Source organism: Flavobacterium sp. GT3R68 (assembly GCF_007109225.1).
GTDB lineage: Bacteria > Bacteroidota > Bacteroidia > Flavobacteriales > Flavobacteriaceae > Flavobacterium.
In genome coordinates, this window is record NZ_VJZK01000001.1 from 1 (window position 1) to 14,620 (window position 14,620).

14 protein-coding genes are annotated in these 14,620 nt (G+C 39.0%); 4 read left to right on the plus strand and 10 right to left on the minus strand.

What is annotated here, in order from left to right:
* Positions 1–2,075: PKD domain-containing protein (locus tag FNW07_RS00005; protein WP_144265606.1), on the minus strand; the 2,075-nt coding region annotated here is incomplete at its 3' end.
* An 8-nt stretch (positions 2,076–2,083) separates the two neighbouring features.
* A complete protein-coding gene (locus FNW07_RS00010) occupies positions 2,084–2,488 on the minus strand; it encodes a hypothetical protein (RefSeq protein WP_126744455.1) in 405 nt (134 codons plus the stop codon).
* Between the two features lie 544 nt (positions 2,489–3,032).
* On the opposite strand from FNW07_RS00010, the gene FNW07_RS00015 reads away from it, so the two are divergent.
* The 3 genes from FNW07_RS00015 (at position 3,033) to FNW07_RS00025 (ending at position 6,871) form a co-directional block, all read left to right on the plus strand.
* Positions 3,033–3,932 (plus strand): NifU family protein, encoded by a 900-nt coding sequence (locus FNW07_RS00015; RefSeq protein ID WP_126744456.1) that lies wholly within the window; start codon positions 3,033–3,035, stop codon positions 3,930–3,932.
* Positions 3,933–4,077: 145 nt separating this feature from the next.
* Positions 4,078–6,090: a thioredoxin domain-containing protein gene (locus FNW07_RS00020; RefSeq protein ID WP_126744457.1), complete on the plus strand. Its 2,013-nt coding sequence runs from the start codon at positions 4,078–4,080 to the stop codon at positions 6,088–6,090.
* Positions 6,091–6,133: 43 nt separating this feature from the next.
* Entirely contained in the window at positions 6,134–6,871 is a 738-nt protein-coding gene (locus FNW07_RS00025) for a hypothetical protein (protein ID WP_126744458.1), read from the plus strand.
* A gap of 50 nt (positions 6,872–6,921) precedes the next feature.
* On the opposite strand, the gene tsaB is transcribed toward FNW07_RS00025, so the two are convergent.
* The 3 genes from tsaB to FNW07_RS00040 are packed head-to-tail and all read right to left on the minus strand — an operon-like array spanning position 6,922 to position 10,392.
* Complete coding sequence (tsaB, locus tag FNW07_RS00030; protein WP_126744459.1) at positions 6,922–7,590, minus strand: tRNA (adenosine(37)-N6)-threonylcarbamoyltransferase complex dimerization subunit type 1 TsaB; 669 nt, start codon at positions 7,588–7,590, stop codon at positions 6,922–6,924.
* A 19-nt stretch (positions 7,591–7,609) separates the two neighbouring features.
* Complete coding sequence (locus tag FNW07_RS00035; RefSeq protein ID WP_126744460.1) at positions 7,610–8,935, minus strand: efflux RND transporter periplasmic adaptor subunit; 1,326 nt, start codon at positions 8,933–8,935, stop codon at positions 7,610–7,612.
* A 2-nt stretch (positions 8,936–8,937) separates the two neighbouring features.
* A complete protein-coding gene (locus tag FNW07_RS00040) occupies positions 8,938–10,392 on the minus strand; it encodes a TolC family protein (RefSeq protein WP_126744461.1) in 1,455 nt (484 codons plus the stop codon).
* 184 nt (positions 10,393–10,576) lie between these two features.
* On the opposite strand from FNW07_RS00040, the gene FNW07_RS00045 reads away from it, so the two are divergent.
* Complete coding sequence (locus FNW07_RS00045) at positions 10,577–11,971, plus strand: DUF4403 family protein (RefSeq protein WP_126744462.1); 1,395 nt, start codon at positions 10,577–10,579, stop codon at positions 11,969–11,971.
* A 122-nt stretch (positions 11,972–12,093) separates the two neighbouring features.
* Here FNW07_RS00045 and FNW07_RS00050 read toward each other — a convergent pair whose 3' ends face one another.
* The 5 genes from FNW07_RS00050 to FNW07_RS00070 all read right to left on the minus strand — a co-directional run bounded on the left by FNW07_RS00050 (position 12,094) and on the right by FNW07_RS00070 (position 14,618).
* Positions 12,094–12,321 carry a hypothetical protein gene (locus tag FNW07_RS00050; RefSeq protein ID WP_255512706.1) on the minus strand — a complete coding sequence of 76 codons (228 nt, stop codon included), beginning with the start codon at positions 12,319–12,321 and terminating at the stop codon, positions 12,094–12,096.
* Positions 12,311–12,853 carry a DUF420 domain-containing protein gene (locus FNW07_RS00055; protein WP_126744463.1) on the minus strand — a complete coding sequence of 181 codons (543 nt, stop codon included), beginning with the start codon at positions 12,851–12,853 and terminating at the stop codon, positions 12,311–12,313. The genes FNW07_RS00050 and FNW07_RS00055 overlap by 11 nt, the downstream gene beginning before the upstream one ends.
* Before the next feature lies 1 nt (position 12,854).
* Positions 12,855–13,541 carry an SCO family protein gene (locus tag FNW07_RS00060; RefSeq protein ID WP_126744464.1) on the minus strand — a complete coding sequence of 229 codons (687 nt, stop codon included), beginning with the start codon at positions 13,539–13,541 and terminating at the stop codon, positions 12,855–12,857.
* A 5-nt stretch (positions 13,542–13,546) separates the two neighbouring features.
* Positions 13,547–14,188: a hypothetical protein gene (locus tag FNW07_RS00065; RefSeq protein ID WP_126744465.1), complete on the minus strand. Its 642-nt coding sequence runs from the start codon at positions 14,186–14,188 to the stop codon at positions 13,547–13,549.
* Between the two features lie 79 nt (positions 14,189–14,267).
* Positions 14,268–14,618, minus strand: a complete 351-nt coding sequence (locus FNW07_RS00070; protein WP_126744466.1) for a cytochrome C oxidase subunit IV family protein — start codon at positions 14,616–14,618, stop codon at positions 14,268–14,270.
* Positions 14,619–14,620 lie beyond the last annotated feature (2 nt).

Below are 14,620 nucleotides of genomic sequence, written 5' to 3' on the forward strand. Positions count from 1 at the left end.
CCCGCTGGAAGTCCCGAGAAGGTAGCACCCGTTGCGCCAGTTGTCGCATAAGTAATAGCGGCTATTGGCGTGCCGGTGCAAACCGTTTGAGAGTTTGTGCCCGCTGCCGATGTTAACGCAATCGTGTTATTTGGCGTTATAGTCACATTTGTTTGGGCTACAACAGGCGATGCACAGCAAGCGCTGATTGGAATTGTATAAAAAACCGTATAAGCACCTGTAGTACTTGTACTTGGAGTAATAGTTCCCGTTACAGGATCAATAGTTAATCCTGCTGGGATTGAACTATATGTACCACCTGTATAAGCAGCAGTTCCATTTAAAGTAACTAATTGAACACCGGAAGTCTTACAATATGGAGATCCCGCATAACTAATAGTTGCAGTTGGACAAACCGCTGTTACATTAACCGTCACTGGTCTAAGATATTGACAACCGAATTGGTCAACCGCAGTTAAATTATAAATGAAAGACCCAGGGTTTGGAAAAGGTCCTATGGTAATGTTATTTGCTAGCTGATTTCCCAAACATGGGCCTGGTGCAGGACATACTCCTGGTCCAGGATTTGTGACAACTGTGCTTGTGGTTGTTTGAGCGGGCACAAGTGGTCCTGACCCACCATTAGACCATGTTGCCGTAGTAATACCCGGTGTTACTGACTGTAACGATGCGTAACAAGCCGCAGGGAAACTCAATGACCAATTAAATAACGTCCCATCGTCAAAATTCAAATTATCTGTAACCCTGATTGACCAAACACCATTTAGATCAGCACCATTAAGTACTGAAAACGGGTTCATCGAATTATAGGTTTGGGGTATATAATAATTCCCTACTTGACAAGACCCGGTATAAGTTCCACAAGCTGTAGATACTGTTGTCGTTCCAATGGTCCCTCCCGGAGGCCAAGCAATCCCGCCTGAATTCACAACCGTATAAGTAGCACCGCAACCAGCAATACCATCCCCATCGACACCATTCACACAAGTACCAAAGAGATTACTGTTTCCATACCCATTATTGTAAACCCGGACCGTTTCTCCTGAAGGGGAAATTAAATCAATAGACAAATCACCTGAATAAGAATGCTCTATATTAAAAGTCAAAGTTGGATAACAACCCGCAGACATCGTTGCTCCAGTCGGAAAAAAACCTGTATAATCAACACTGGACTGATAACTCGCTCCAGTACCATTCGGCAAAGATATTGTTGACCCAACAATACTTGGGGTTGCTTGTGTAATCGTCTGAGAAGCAGCCAATGCATTTAAAGTTGTTGAACTACCACAGGTAATATTTATCGGACCCGTAGTACTTCCCGTGAAATTTGGCGGGGGCATTACCCGAATGTTACGGGTAACAGAATTGGTACTCTCACATCCTAATGGATCAGAACTTGTAATATTATTTCTAACTTTTAACTTAACGACAAAAAATCCCATTGTAGGAAAAGTATGTGTTGTATTAGGAACTGTCGTAACACTTGTTGTACCATCACCCCAATCCCATTCCCATTTAGCAATGACTCCTGAAGACGTGGTAGAAGGCGAACCATTAAAGGGTACGGTTAAAGAGCCTGGGCTTACTGATGTTGGCGGACAAATATCAAGAGTGGCCGTGGTTGATAATGCTGCTACTGGCGGCGTACAAGGTGTTATACAGGAGACCGTTGCTGACCATCCGGCAGCTTGAGTAATATTGTCAGATATAAATTGAAAAGACAAACAACCGCTAGGATCTGAAGAAGTAACTGTAAAAGCCCCTACAGCCCCCGTAAAGTGCTCATCATTGGTCCCAACAGCTCCAACGCTACTCCCTTGCCACATGTCTAAATAATCGTATCCGTTTTCAGTATCAAATGACGTAAACGTAATCCGAATCAAATCCCCCGGTGTGGTAGGACAAAATGTAATAGTACTGTTCTGGTTAGCAGAGTAGTTTCCGGCTCCATCCCTAAATGTCCCTGAACATGAACTTATAGTACCATTTGCTCCGTTGGCCATATTATAGGTCTGAGCAAAGGCAATACTAGTAAATAAGAAAAAAACAAAAAGTAATAAGTATTTATTTTTCATAACTCTCTTTATTTAATAGTTAATAATTTATTCTTTAAATTCTGATCAAATACATAGATGTAGAATAATTCATTTTTCGTATAGAGATTTTTTACTTTATTCGAAAGATTATTAAAGTAGCTATTTGCAGTTGTATAATAATTATAATTTACAGGATCCAATTCTTTTATGGCTTCCAAATCATTATTTAAAAAAACTTTTGCGATTTTTAATTCCGAATCTTGATAACTTACAGCAGATGTTCCGCCATGAAGCTTATAAGACAAATCAAGTGTAGTAATGAATTTTTTTCCAAAAGATAAACCCGGTGGTAAATTATAATTGGCTGTGCTATTTTTATCCAAGCTGGCGTGTTGGGCTGTCATGCAAAAAGGCATAATCAGTAATAGTATTAATAACAATGTAGGTTTCATAATCTGTATTTGATTTTGGTTATGATATATGGTCTAGTTTTTAAATAGTAAAACTCTCAAAAAAATATAATTATACACTAACTAATTTGCAGTATAAACTTTACAAATTAATCCCGTGAATAAATTTTTCTAAATGATTTTTATGATAATTACGAATTAAGAGTCCCCGAAGAAAGAATCTGTTGATTCATTTTGGCTATCAAATAAAAAAGGAAAAATCAAGGAAATAGTAGGTAGAGAGTAATGGTGCTTCATAAAATTTGGTGACTAATTTATTAAAATATTGTACTATTGATAAAACAAATATGCAAAACTTATTCAATAAAAAAAATTTTTGTGAAAATTTTAATTAACAAAACTTTATCATTTTGTTAAAGACGCTATTTATATCTTCAGATAACCTTGATAAAACAAAATAAACAAAAATAAGCCTCTAGAAACAGTTGATCGCACTTCTTTGAATATCTATTTTTTAATTGAAATAAGCTACCTTTACAGCAGCAAAAAAAGAGACATAAATCTCCATTATCAAAAAAAAATAAAAATGATTAAAATAAACATAAAACAGACCCAAAATCCTACCATATTAAAATTTGAATTTCCGGATTTTATCACCCAAAACGAAAGCTTCGAGTTCAAGAATATCGACGAGGCCAAAAACTCCCCGCTTGCTCAACAATTATTTTATCTTCCGTTTGTGAAAACCGTTTATATTTCAGGGAATTTCATCGCTATCGAAAGATACAGCATTGTCGAATGGGAAGATGTTCAGGAGGCCGTAGCAGAACAAATAGAAGATTTTATCAACAAAGGCGGAATCATCGTTACTGCTGACGAAACCAAATCCAAAAAATCAGCCATTACCGTATACGGCGAAATTACCCCTAATCCGGCCGCGCTAAAATTTGTCGTAAGCCGCATGCTGACCAAAAACGCAGTCGAATTTAAAAACATTGACGAAACTGCCGCTTCGCCGCTGGCCAAAGAACTATTCGGTTTCCCATATGTTAAGGAAGTCTTTATCGACGAGAACTATATTTCGGTAACCAAATACGAAGTCAACGACTGGAGTGAAATCACGTTGGAACTGCGCTCGTTCATCAAACAATACATCGAAAATGGCGGAACCGTACTCGACGAGACAATCGCTACCGCTGATAAAAAACAGGAAAAACAACAAATCAAAAATTTCGATTCGCTGGATACCGTTTCCCAACAAATCATCAACATTCTGGAGGAATACGTAAAACCCGCCGTAGCCGCTGATGGTGGAAATATCCTGTTCGATTCTTACGACGAAAAGGAAAAGAGAGTAAAAGTAATCCTTCAGGGTGCCTGCAACGGATGCCCTTCTTCGACCTTCACGCTGAAAAACGGAATCGAAAACATGCTGAAAGACATGCTAAAAGACGAGGACATCAAGGTCGAAGCTCTAAATGCATAACTTTTTAAATCATAAAATTTCTTATATTTAAGCGTTTCTTTTAGAGACGCTTTTTTATTTTTAGGAGCTATTTCCAGCTATCCGTTGCAATCCACGCAAAAAAAGCGTGGGATTTCCACTGCTATCTGGGCTAAAAAACCATCCCATGAACCAATTACAATCCGAATCCAGCCCCTATCTTTTACAACACGCCAACAATCCCGTGCATTGGCAGGCATGGAACCCAAATTCCCTTGCAGAAGCCAAAGAAAACAACAAACTTATCATCGTTAGCATAGGCTATTCGGCCTGTCATTGGTGTCACGTCATGGAACACGAAAGTTTCGAGGACGACGAAGTGGCCCAAACGATGAACAACAATTTTGTCAGTATCAAGGTCGATCGCGAAGAACGCCCCGATGTTGATGCCGTATATATGAAAGCCGTACAGATTATGACCGGACGCGGCGGCTGGCCCTTAAACATTGTGGCACTTCCCGACGGAAGACCGGTTTGGGGCGGCACCTATTTCCGCAAAGACGAATGGATCAACACGTTAGAACAACTACAACTGCTTTACCTTAATGACCCTGAAAAAATGCTGGATTATGCCGAAAAACTGCATCAGGGAATAGAAAGCCTCAGTCCAATTACCAGTCCGGTAAGCGAAACCAAATTAAATCAGGAATTGCTAGAACCACTCATCGAAAAATGGATGCGCAGTTGCGATTGGGAGTTTGGCGGTATGGCACGCGCACCCAAATTCATGATGCCGAATAATTATCAGTTTTTATTGCGATACGGTCACCAGAAACAGAACCAGCAGGTTTTGGATTTCGTCCATCTGACCTTGACCAAAATGGCTTACGGCGGATTGTTTGATACTGTTGGCGGGGGTTTCTCAAGGTATTCGGTCGATATGAAATGGCACGTTCCACATTTTGAAAAAATGATGTATGACAATGGCCAATTGGTTTCCCTATATGCAGATGCCTACAAATTGACCAAAAATCCATTGTATAAAGAAGTCATCGAAAAAACGCTGACCTTCATTTCAAGGGAACTGACCAATACGACGAACGGTTTTTATTGTGCCCTGGATGCCGATAGTCTGAACGAAGAACATCATCCGGAAGAAGGTGCCTTTTATGTCTGGAAAAAAGACGAACTGCAAAAACTGCTAAAAGAAGATTTCAAACTGTTCAGTCTGGTTTTCAATATCAATGATTTTGGGTATTGGGAAGAGAATAATTTTGTGCTGATTCAAAATCAACCGCTGGAAGTCATAGCGAAAAATAATCAAATGGAAGTTTCCGAATTACAGTCCAAAAAGATGTTTTGGGAACAGCTCCTTTTCGCCGAAAGGGAAAAACGAAGCAAACCGAGACTGGATGATAAATCATTGACTTCGTGGAATGCGATTATGCTCAAAGGTTATGTCGATACTTACAAAGCTTTGGCAGACGAAAACTATTTGCAGACCGCACTTCAAAATGCAAATTTCATCATCAAAAACTTGTGGGCGCCCGAAGGAAATCTTTGGCACAATTACAAAAACGGAAAAAGCAACATCAACGGCTATCTTGAGGATTACTGTTTCGTGATTGACGCATTTATATCATTATATGAAGTCACATTTGATGAAATGTGGCTGCAGCATGCCAAACAATTGACTGATTATTGTTTTGACCATTTTTACGACGAAAAATCCCGTTTTTTTGCCTTTACATCCAATAAAGACGAAGTAATAATCACAAGGCATTTCGAAACCGAAGACAATGTCATTCCGGCATCGAATTCGGTGATGTCAAATAACCTGTTTAAATTGAGCATTTATTTTGACAACCAATATTATGAGACAGTCTGCCGTCGAATGCTGGAAAACGTAGTTCCAAATATCGACTATCCTTCGGCGTATTCAAATTGGCTGAATGTGTTTCTGAACTATTCCGAAGACCAGAAGGAATTGGCCATTTGCGGAGAAAGCGCTTCGGAATACGGAAAAGAAATCAATGCTCAATATATTCCGAATCTGACTATAGCCGGTTCTCAGAAACCTTCTGCCCTGCCCTTTTTACAAAATCGGTTTTCAGAAACAGAAACGCTTTTTTATGTTTGCCAAAATAAAACCTGCGGTAAACCAACAGCTAAATTTGAAGAAGTTATGTCATTGATTTAAAAAAAATGCGTAAATTCGTATATTAACCAAAAAACAAAACATCATGGGAATAGGAAGTTTTTTTAAGAATTTATTTGGCACAGCCAAAGAATCTACAAGTAATTACGCTGACAAGGCTGGAAACGCAGCCCAGGACTCTCTTGAAAAAGCAAAAGCGTCTGCGGGACCTGTTGTCGAAAAAATTGAAGAAAAAGCGAATGAATATGCTGCACAAGCTACAGAAACTTTGGATAATTTTGTTGACAACGTGAAAGAAAAAGCAGCTCCACTGATGGATAAAGCTGGGGATTTTGCTGATAAAGCCAGAGATAAAGCCGGAGAATATTCTTCCCAGGCTTCTGAAAAATTTGAAGAGTTTATCGACAATGCTAAAGAAAAAGCAGCCCCAATGATGGACAAGGTGGAAGATTTTGCTGATAGAGCAAAAGAGAAAGCAAGTGAATATTCTGCTCAGGCTTCAGAAAAAGTGAACGAATTTATGGGAAATACTAAGAATGAAGCAACCCCAGTTATGGACAAAGCAGATGAATTTGTTGAAAAAGCAAAAGATAAAGCACAAGATTTCTCTAATCAGGCTTCTGAAAAAGCCAATGATGTGATCGAAAATATTAAAGACAAAACAGCTGCCACTGCAGACAAAGCTGAAGATTGGGTAGCCGACACTTCTGAAACTGTAAAAGACAAAGCAAATTCTTTAGCCAACGACGGAGCTGATGCTGCGGATGATGCAATAGACACGGCAAAAGACAATATCAATAAAATTGAAGAAGACGCCGATTAAAAGGCAAGTGCAATGATAAAAAAAAGACCTTCTGTTTAGAAGGTCTTTTTTTATTTCGATGATTTGGTAATCATAAAATCTTTCAAATAATAAGGCTCAAAATAAGCCACATCTACAAAATCAGTCGCGATGAATTTATTAAAACTTAACGTATCCATTTCTTTTGCGGAAGGATAGATAATTTCATCCACGAACACAAAATTCTCTTTGTAAAGCACCGTTTTACACTTCTCGCTGCAATCACCCACAAAATTTATTATCTCCTTGACATCATCAAAAGAGTCTTCTGTAATAATCTCGGCTCTTACTTCCCGGATTTTTTCAAATTGGGCATTGTAAACCGCGCTATAGACTTCCATTCTTCGGGCATCAATCATTGGGACAATAATCCCTTCTGCAATGGTTACCTGAGAAGCTAACACCTGGAGGGTATCAATAGCAATCAGCGGAATGTTTAACGCAAAGCACAATCCTTTGGCTGCCGAAACACCAATACGCAATCCTGTATAAGATCCCGGACCCTGACTGACTGCCACGGCGGATAAATCTTTGAAGGTTAAATGCAATTCCTGTAATACCTCTTCAATAAAAACATGCAGTTTTTCGGCATGGGAATAACCCTGTTCCGCCATTTCCCTGCACAGGATTGTCTTCCCTTCTTTTGCTACAGCAACAGAACAATTTTTGGTGGCAGTTTCTATATTAAGAATGTACGGCATACTAGTTATCTAAAATCGTTTAGGCTTTCTTTTCGCGTTCTTTTTCTCTATCCTTGAGCTTATCAGCTTCGGTTTTTACTTTTACTGCATCACCGGAATTCAATTCCTTCGTCACCGTTGTATAAGGCCCCACAATAACCACATCACCTTTTCTCAGGCCGGATGTGATTTCGATATTGGTATCGTCCTGAATTCCGGTTTTGATGATTCTGATTTTTGCCTTATCCCCTACTTTGACAAAAACACATTCGAATTTTTTGTCGCTTTTAGGAGTTATTTTATTTTCTTTTTCTTCCGGATCCTGAACTTCAATTTTAGCTGTCGCAGCAGTATCGGATTTAATTACAATCGAACTGATTGGCACTCCCAATACTTTTTCCTTTCTGGTGGTGATGATATCGACAGTTGCGGTCATCCCGGGACGGAATGGAGAATAACTTGCCGGTTGTCCTTTCAATAAATCTGCGTAGGATTCTTTTAGGATTCTGATTTTAACTTTAAAATTGGTAACCTGATCCGCCGTTAAAGCAGAACTGGCCGAGTTGGATATACTTGTTACAATCCCTTTGAATTCTTTTTTCAGGTAGGCATCCACTTCTACTTTTGCAGAATCCCCAACATTAATTTTCACGATGTCATTTTCATTCACATCCACTTCCACTTCCATATTGTTCAGGTTGGCCACACGCAAAATTTCTGTACCTGTCATTTGCTGCGTACCCAAAACACGCTCCCCCAATTCTACAGCGAGCATTGAAACGGTTCCGTCAGCCGGGGCATAGATGGTAGTTCTACCCAAGTTGTCTTTGGCTTCGCTCACCGTTGCAGAAGCACTTTGTACATTATAGTAAGCTGATTGTTTCGATGCTTTTGCTACTTCAAAAGAAGCGATTGCCTTGTCCCAATCCGATTTGGATATAATTCCTTTTTCGAATAACGTCTTGTTTCTGTCATAATTCGATTTGGCTTCCCTGAAAGAAGCATCGGCCTGACTCAGACCAGCTTTGGTTCCTGATAAATTTGAAACCGAACGATTCAGACCAGACGTATATAAATCCGGGTTGATCTTAACCAACAAATCCCCTTTTTTTACCACTTGACCTTCTTTTACAGGTAGGGCAATAATCTCACCTGAAACCTCCGATGAAATTTTCACTTCAATTTCCGGCTGGATTTTTCCGGTAGCTGAAACTGTTTCCACAATAGTGATTTCATCTACCTTAGCAATCTCTACTTCGGTCCCGTCTTTTTTATTTCCAATTACCCCGGTTTTAGAAAGCACTAATAAAGCCACAATTAAAACTACTGCAACACCTAATAAAATATAAATTGTTTTTTTTGACATGGTTATTGTTTTTGAATGATTGGGATTCCGAAATAAAATTCTAACACTTTTACTCTAAAGATATAATCGTATTTTGTTCGCAATACTTCTGATTGCGCATTGACGAATAACGTTTGGGATTGATTGAAGTCAAAAGCATTCATCATTCCTACTGCATATTTTTCCTTTGCATAATTGTACGCTTCCTGTCTTGCTTCCAAGGCTGTCACGGCAGATTCGTAGGCCTTCAGTGCTCCTTTGGCATCGGTAAAAGCAGTAAATACATTTCTTTCCAGATCCAGTTCCTGTTGACTGAACGCGATTTTAGAACGCTCTAAAGCCACTTTGGATCTTTCGACATTATTGCGAACAGAAAATCCATTTAATATCGGAATACTTAACAGAACTCCAAAATTATGGCCTTTGTTATCGCTAAATTGATTAAAAATCGGTTCTGGCTTTCCTAAAATTGGGGTATAATTGGCTTGCATAACATTATAGTCAGTACCGTTTACATTTACTATTGCCCCACTTGAAGAATAAGGATTAGAAGCGTTGGGTTCAAATCCTACCACTCTATCCGAATATCCAGCGCTGGTGCTAAAACTATAAAAACCGCTTAAACTTGGCTGATATGCTCCTCTTGCAATCCGCATGTCCTTTTCGGCGATTTCCATGTTTGTTTTTGCAATTTTCAGTTCAACCCGCTCCTCTTTTGCTTTTTCATATATGGACGCCGGAGTTTGCAGCATTGTCGAACTTTCTGTTATCGTATTATCAGAATCCGCAATGTCGAAATCCTCAAAATTATCCAGTTGTAAAAGTTGTGCCAGGCTCAATTTTGAAATCAACAATGCGTTTTCAGCATTCACAATCGCCTGAGCGTTGGTCGCTGTTGTAGCTTTGATATCCAATAAATCCCCTCTCGGTATCACACCGGCATTGACCAATTCCTGGGAACGCTGCATTTGTCGGTCTGTGTTGGTCAATTGTTCTTTCTGCACTTTCACATTTTCCTTATTGAAAAGGATTTGTAAAAAAGCATTTGCTACATTCAACGCAACATCATCTTTCATTTTTGTCAGTTGATACTGTGCTGCAACAAGAGAAAGATTGGCTCTTCGCAGACGGTTTTGGTTTTGTAAACCATTATAAATGCTAAAACCGGAACTCAAACTCGCAGAAGTATATTGTGTAGTTTGATTCTCAGCTGCATTGGTAATAACATTTGTATTCAATCCAATATTCCAGGAATGTCTAACATCTGCACTTAATGTGGGCAGGAAATTTCCAACCGCACTTCTTTTATCAATCGCAGCGATTTGATTGTCCAATTGCGATTGTTTGATGGAAATATTATTTTTTATCGCATAATCCACACATTCCGCTAAGGTCCATTGTTTGGTTTGGGCTTGGGAAAAAACTCCTGCAAGCAAGGCAAAAATTAATGTTATTTTACTAACTACAGTTTCTTTCATAGGATGTGTATCGTGCAAAGGATAATTTTAGTGATTGCAAATTTATGTTTTTTTGTCAATTTTTTAACGAAAAACAAATTAATCTTATAAGACGATTCTCTCGAATTTATGTTACAGGATTTTTTTGTAAATGTTTCGAAATTAAAATTAAATTTACCCTGTTAAAATCTAACCTTGCATCCCTTTGAAAACTATATTTCACATCGCTTTTTTCTCCCTGATTGTACTGCTTTCAGGCTGTTCTTCGACCCAGAAAATTGCCTCTTTAAAACCGGAGCCAGATGATGCATCGCCATTGGCTTACGAAAACACCACATCTTTTATAAAAATTCCAATCGTAATCAAACTGAAGGATATCGAAAACCAGACCAACAGGACATTGACCGGGTTGATTTATGAAGACACTAATATTGAGGACGATGATATCGAAATGAAGGTCTGGAAGCTGGCCCCCATCTCAATTGAAAATCTAAACGGAAAAATAAAAACGGTTCTGCCTTTAAAAGCATTTGTAAAATACCGCATCGGAACCGACCGGTTAGGTGTTGATTTATATAACACGCGCGAATTCAACCTTAATGGTATCGTTACATTAATTAGTGATGTCAGTTTGTCCAATTGGAAATTAAACACCACGACAGAATTGAAATCACTGGACTGGAATGAATCGCCTACAACAACGGTACTGGGAAAAACAGTACCTATTACGTATTTAATTAATCCAACGGTACGTTTGTTCAAATCCAAAATCGAAAGAAAAATAGATGAATCTATTGGCACCTCAATGGATTTCAAGTCGAATGTATTGGACGCCTTGGAAAAAATCTGCGCGCCTTTTCAGATGAACGAAGCTTATGACACCTGGCTTCGTGTGGTGCCAATTGAATTATATACCACGGATGCCAAATTCAAAAAAGAAACCATCACGATGGATATGGGTTTGAAATGCACGATGGAAACCCTAATCGGGCAAAAACCAGCAACGAAGTTTGACAGAACGAAAATTATCTTAAAACCCGTAACACAAATGCCGGATCACATTTCGGCCAATATAGTTGCTGTTTCCAGTTATCAGGATGCCTCCAAAATAATGACAAAGAACTTCTCCGGACAGGAATTTGGCACCGGAAGTAAAAAAGTAACGGTGCAAAATGTTGCGCTTTGGCATAAAAACGGAAAGATGGTCATCGCACTGGATTTATTGGGAAGCCTGAACGGAACCATTTATTTGACGGGTTATCCGCAATACAACGAGACTACGAAAGAAGTGTATTTCGACCAACTGGATTATGCCATTGATACGAAAAGCCGATTGATGAAAACGGCCAACTGGTTAGCCCAAGGGTTAGTATTGCGAAAAATTCAGGAGAGTTGCCGCTATTCGATTAAGCCTAATCTGGACGAAGGCAAGCAGAGCATGATGAAATACCTGAAGAATTACTCACCGATGCCAGGCGTTTTTATCAACGGGGTCATGGAAGATATCCAGTTCCAGAAAATACAATTGACCAACAAAGCGATTATTGCTTTTATCAAGGTAAATGGAGATGTAAACGTTACCGTTGACGGCATTAAGTAAGCCAACTTCCGCGTGAGGGATGGAAGCGGCATCCCGCGCTTTTTTTGCGTGGATAAAGCGGATAGCCCGTTCGCCGCGGCGAACACGCCCAAATTATTTAGAGGAAACTGAAAAAGACTTATTTATTTTTTCGCTTTCATGCGGTAAATATAGTACCCGACTCCGCCCACCAGAATATACGGTATCGCCATTAAGTAAACGATTCCGTCATTGACTGCTTCCGCTTTTACGGCGTTCCCTTCACTTTCCAAGGCGGCGCGGCACATGGCACACTGCGCTTTAGCGGAAGGCGTTCCCAAAAACATCAGGAGCACTAAAGTAATTTTTAGTATATTTTTTTTAGTGAACATAATACGGGGAAATCATCAGATACACTACGACACCGGTAACGGCAACATACAACCAGATTGGGAATGTAATTTTAGCGATTTTCTTGTGTTTGTCGAATTTTTGAGCCAACGCCCTGACATACGTAATCAATACTAACGGGATGATCGCGATAGAAAGCACAATGTGCGTTATCAGGATAAAAAAATAGACATAGCGGCTAACTCCTTCGCCTCCATATTTGGTTGAATCAGAAGTCATGTGATAGGCTACATACATTGCTAAAAAAGCAACCGAAAGACCAATCGCAGTTTTCATCAGATTTTCATGCAGTTTTCTGTTCCCGTTTTTGATGGCGACCACTGCCGACACCAAAACCATAGCGGTAATCCCATTGATGGAAGCATAAATAGGAGGTAAAAAAGAAAGCGGAGTCACATTAAACCCCAATTTTTTTAAGTTAACCGTAAAAAGGACGGCAACCACTAACGGGATAGTAACCGATAACGCCACAATCCACTTATTATATTTTTGTTCAATCGTATTATCTTCCATGTTATTCTCTCAATAAAATTGCAATATCCTGCTGAATAGCCTTCACTCCTTCTTTTTCAATTCCGTCGTAATATAAAATCGGGTTGCCATAATCGTCTTTTCTGCAACGGATGTTTCCGTTTTTGTCGATGAGTGCAAACAATCCCGAATGTTCGAAACCACCGTTTACTTTGCTGTTTTCGCCCGCATATAAATTGAACCCTTTGTTGGCAATGTCAAAAATATACGCTTTATTTCCTGTCAGCATGTGCCAGTTGGAGGATTTTACACCCAAGAGTTCCGCATGCGACTTCAGGACTTCCGCGGTATCGTGTTCCGGATTTATGGTAATGGATGCAATTCCGAAATTAGGATTTCCAAAGAATTTATTCTGGATATCGATCATGTTCCGGTTCATCTTTGGGCAGATTGTTGGACAGGTCGTGAAGAAAAATTCGACGATATAGACTTTCCCCAGATAATCTTTATTGGAAATGGTTTTATTGTTTTGATCTTTCAGTTCAAATTTGGGTGCCGGTCCGATTTTCATCAGCTTGCCATCTTTTACGGTTTGATTCGAAACCGCATCCAGGCGTTCGCCCTTCACCACTTCATGATTCTTTACGCGATCCACGATCTTGGGAATGGCATAAATTCCAAAAACCAGGATTACCAATGAGATGCCGATATAGGATTTATTTTTTAGCATAAGAATTAGATTTTTCTTGTGGCATTATGATTCTTTTTCAAAGCTGCCCGATATTCGTACAGGATAATTTTAAAATCATCCAGCATCTCATTACTCAGCTCAGAGGGATGGAAAGTATTATAGCCTTCCTTGTAGTCTTTCTTTTCCTTTCTGCCTCTTAAGTTACGTTCTTTATCTACAATGAAGACATTTGGCGTCCCGAAATGGGAATCTAATTTCCCAACCAGCTTCAATTGATTGTAATAAGCATGGATTTCTTCTGTAGGCGCGAAAACAAAATGCCATTGGGAAACATCGGTAATAGCCGAAAGCTCATCTACAATGTATTTGGCGTCATTTTCTGTTCCTATGGGACATAATACAACAAACTGCAGATCTTTGAATTCGTGATACCGCTGGTAAATTTTTTGGTTCAGGTTAAAGTAGTTCCCCTTGTTCTTTAAAATATCTAATCCGGAAAAACCGAGAATCGTAATTTTTTTATCCAGGGTTACCGGTTTTCCATCCAAGGAATGCCAAGCGCCAAAATCAGGAATATGAGGCGTAAGTGTAGGTAATTTATTGAAACTGTTTATCCCCGATGCGAAGAAGAGGTAGGCAACAATAGGCAAGATAAACAACGTGAAAAGGACCAGATTTTTTTTCATTTTTAAATATGAAATTATTTAAGGTGCAAAAATAAAAAAAGACGGTGTAATACCGTCTTTTTTATGAATTAATATACTGTTAAAAATTCCATTTGATAGTGGCATTTTTAAAAACCTCGAAAATATAATTACCTTCTACTAAAAGGATGAATAATAAGTAAATAACCAGGAAGATAACCGGGAGTACAACTGCCCATCTTAAAGTTCCTTTTTCGCCTTCCATGTGCATAAATGCCCAGACAATATAATAAGCTTTGAAAATGGTTAAGATATAAAATATCCAATTCAGCAAATTCATTCCAAGTAAATGGTTCAAGTGCAGTGATTCCGGTTTAACAATCCCAAGGAAAACCTCTACCGTTGTTACAACAGATAATAATCCGAAAACAAACCAGATTTTTTTTGTATTAGAAACATGTTCGTGTGACATAA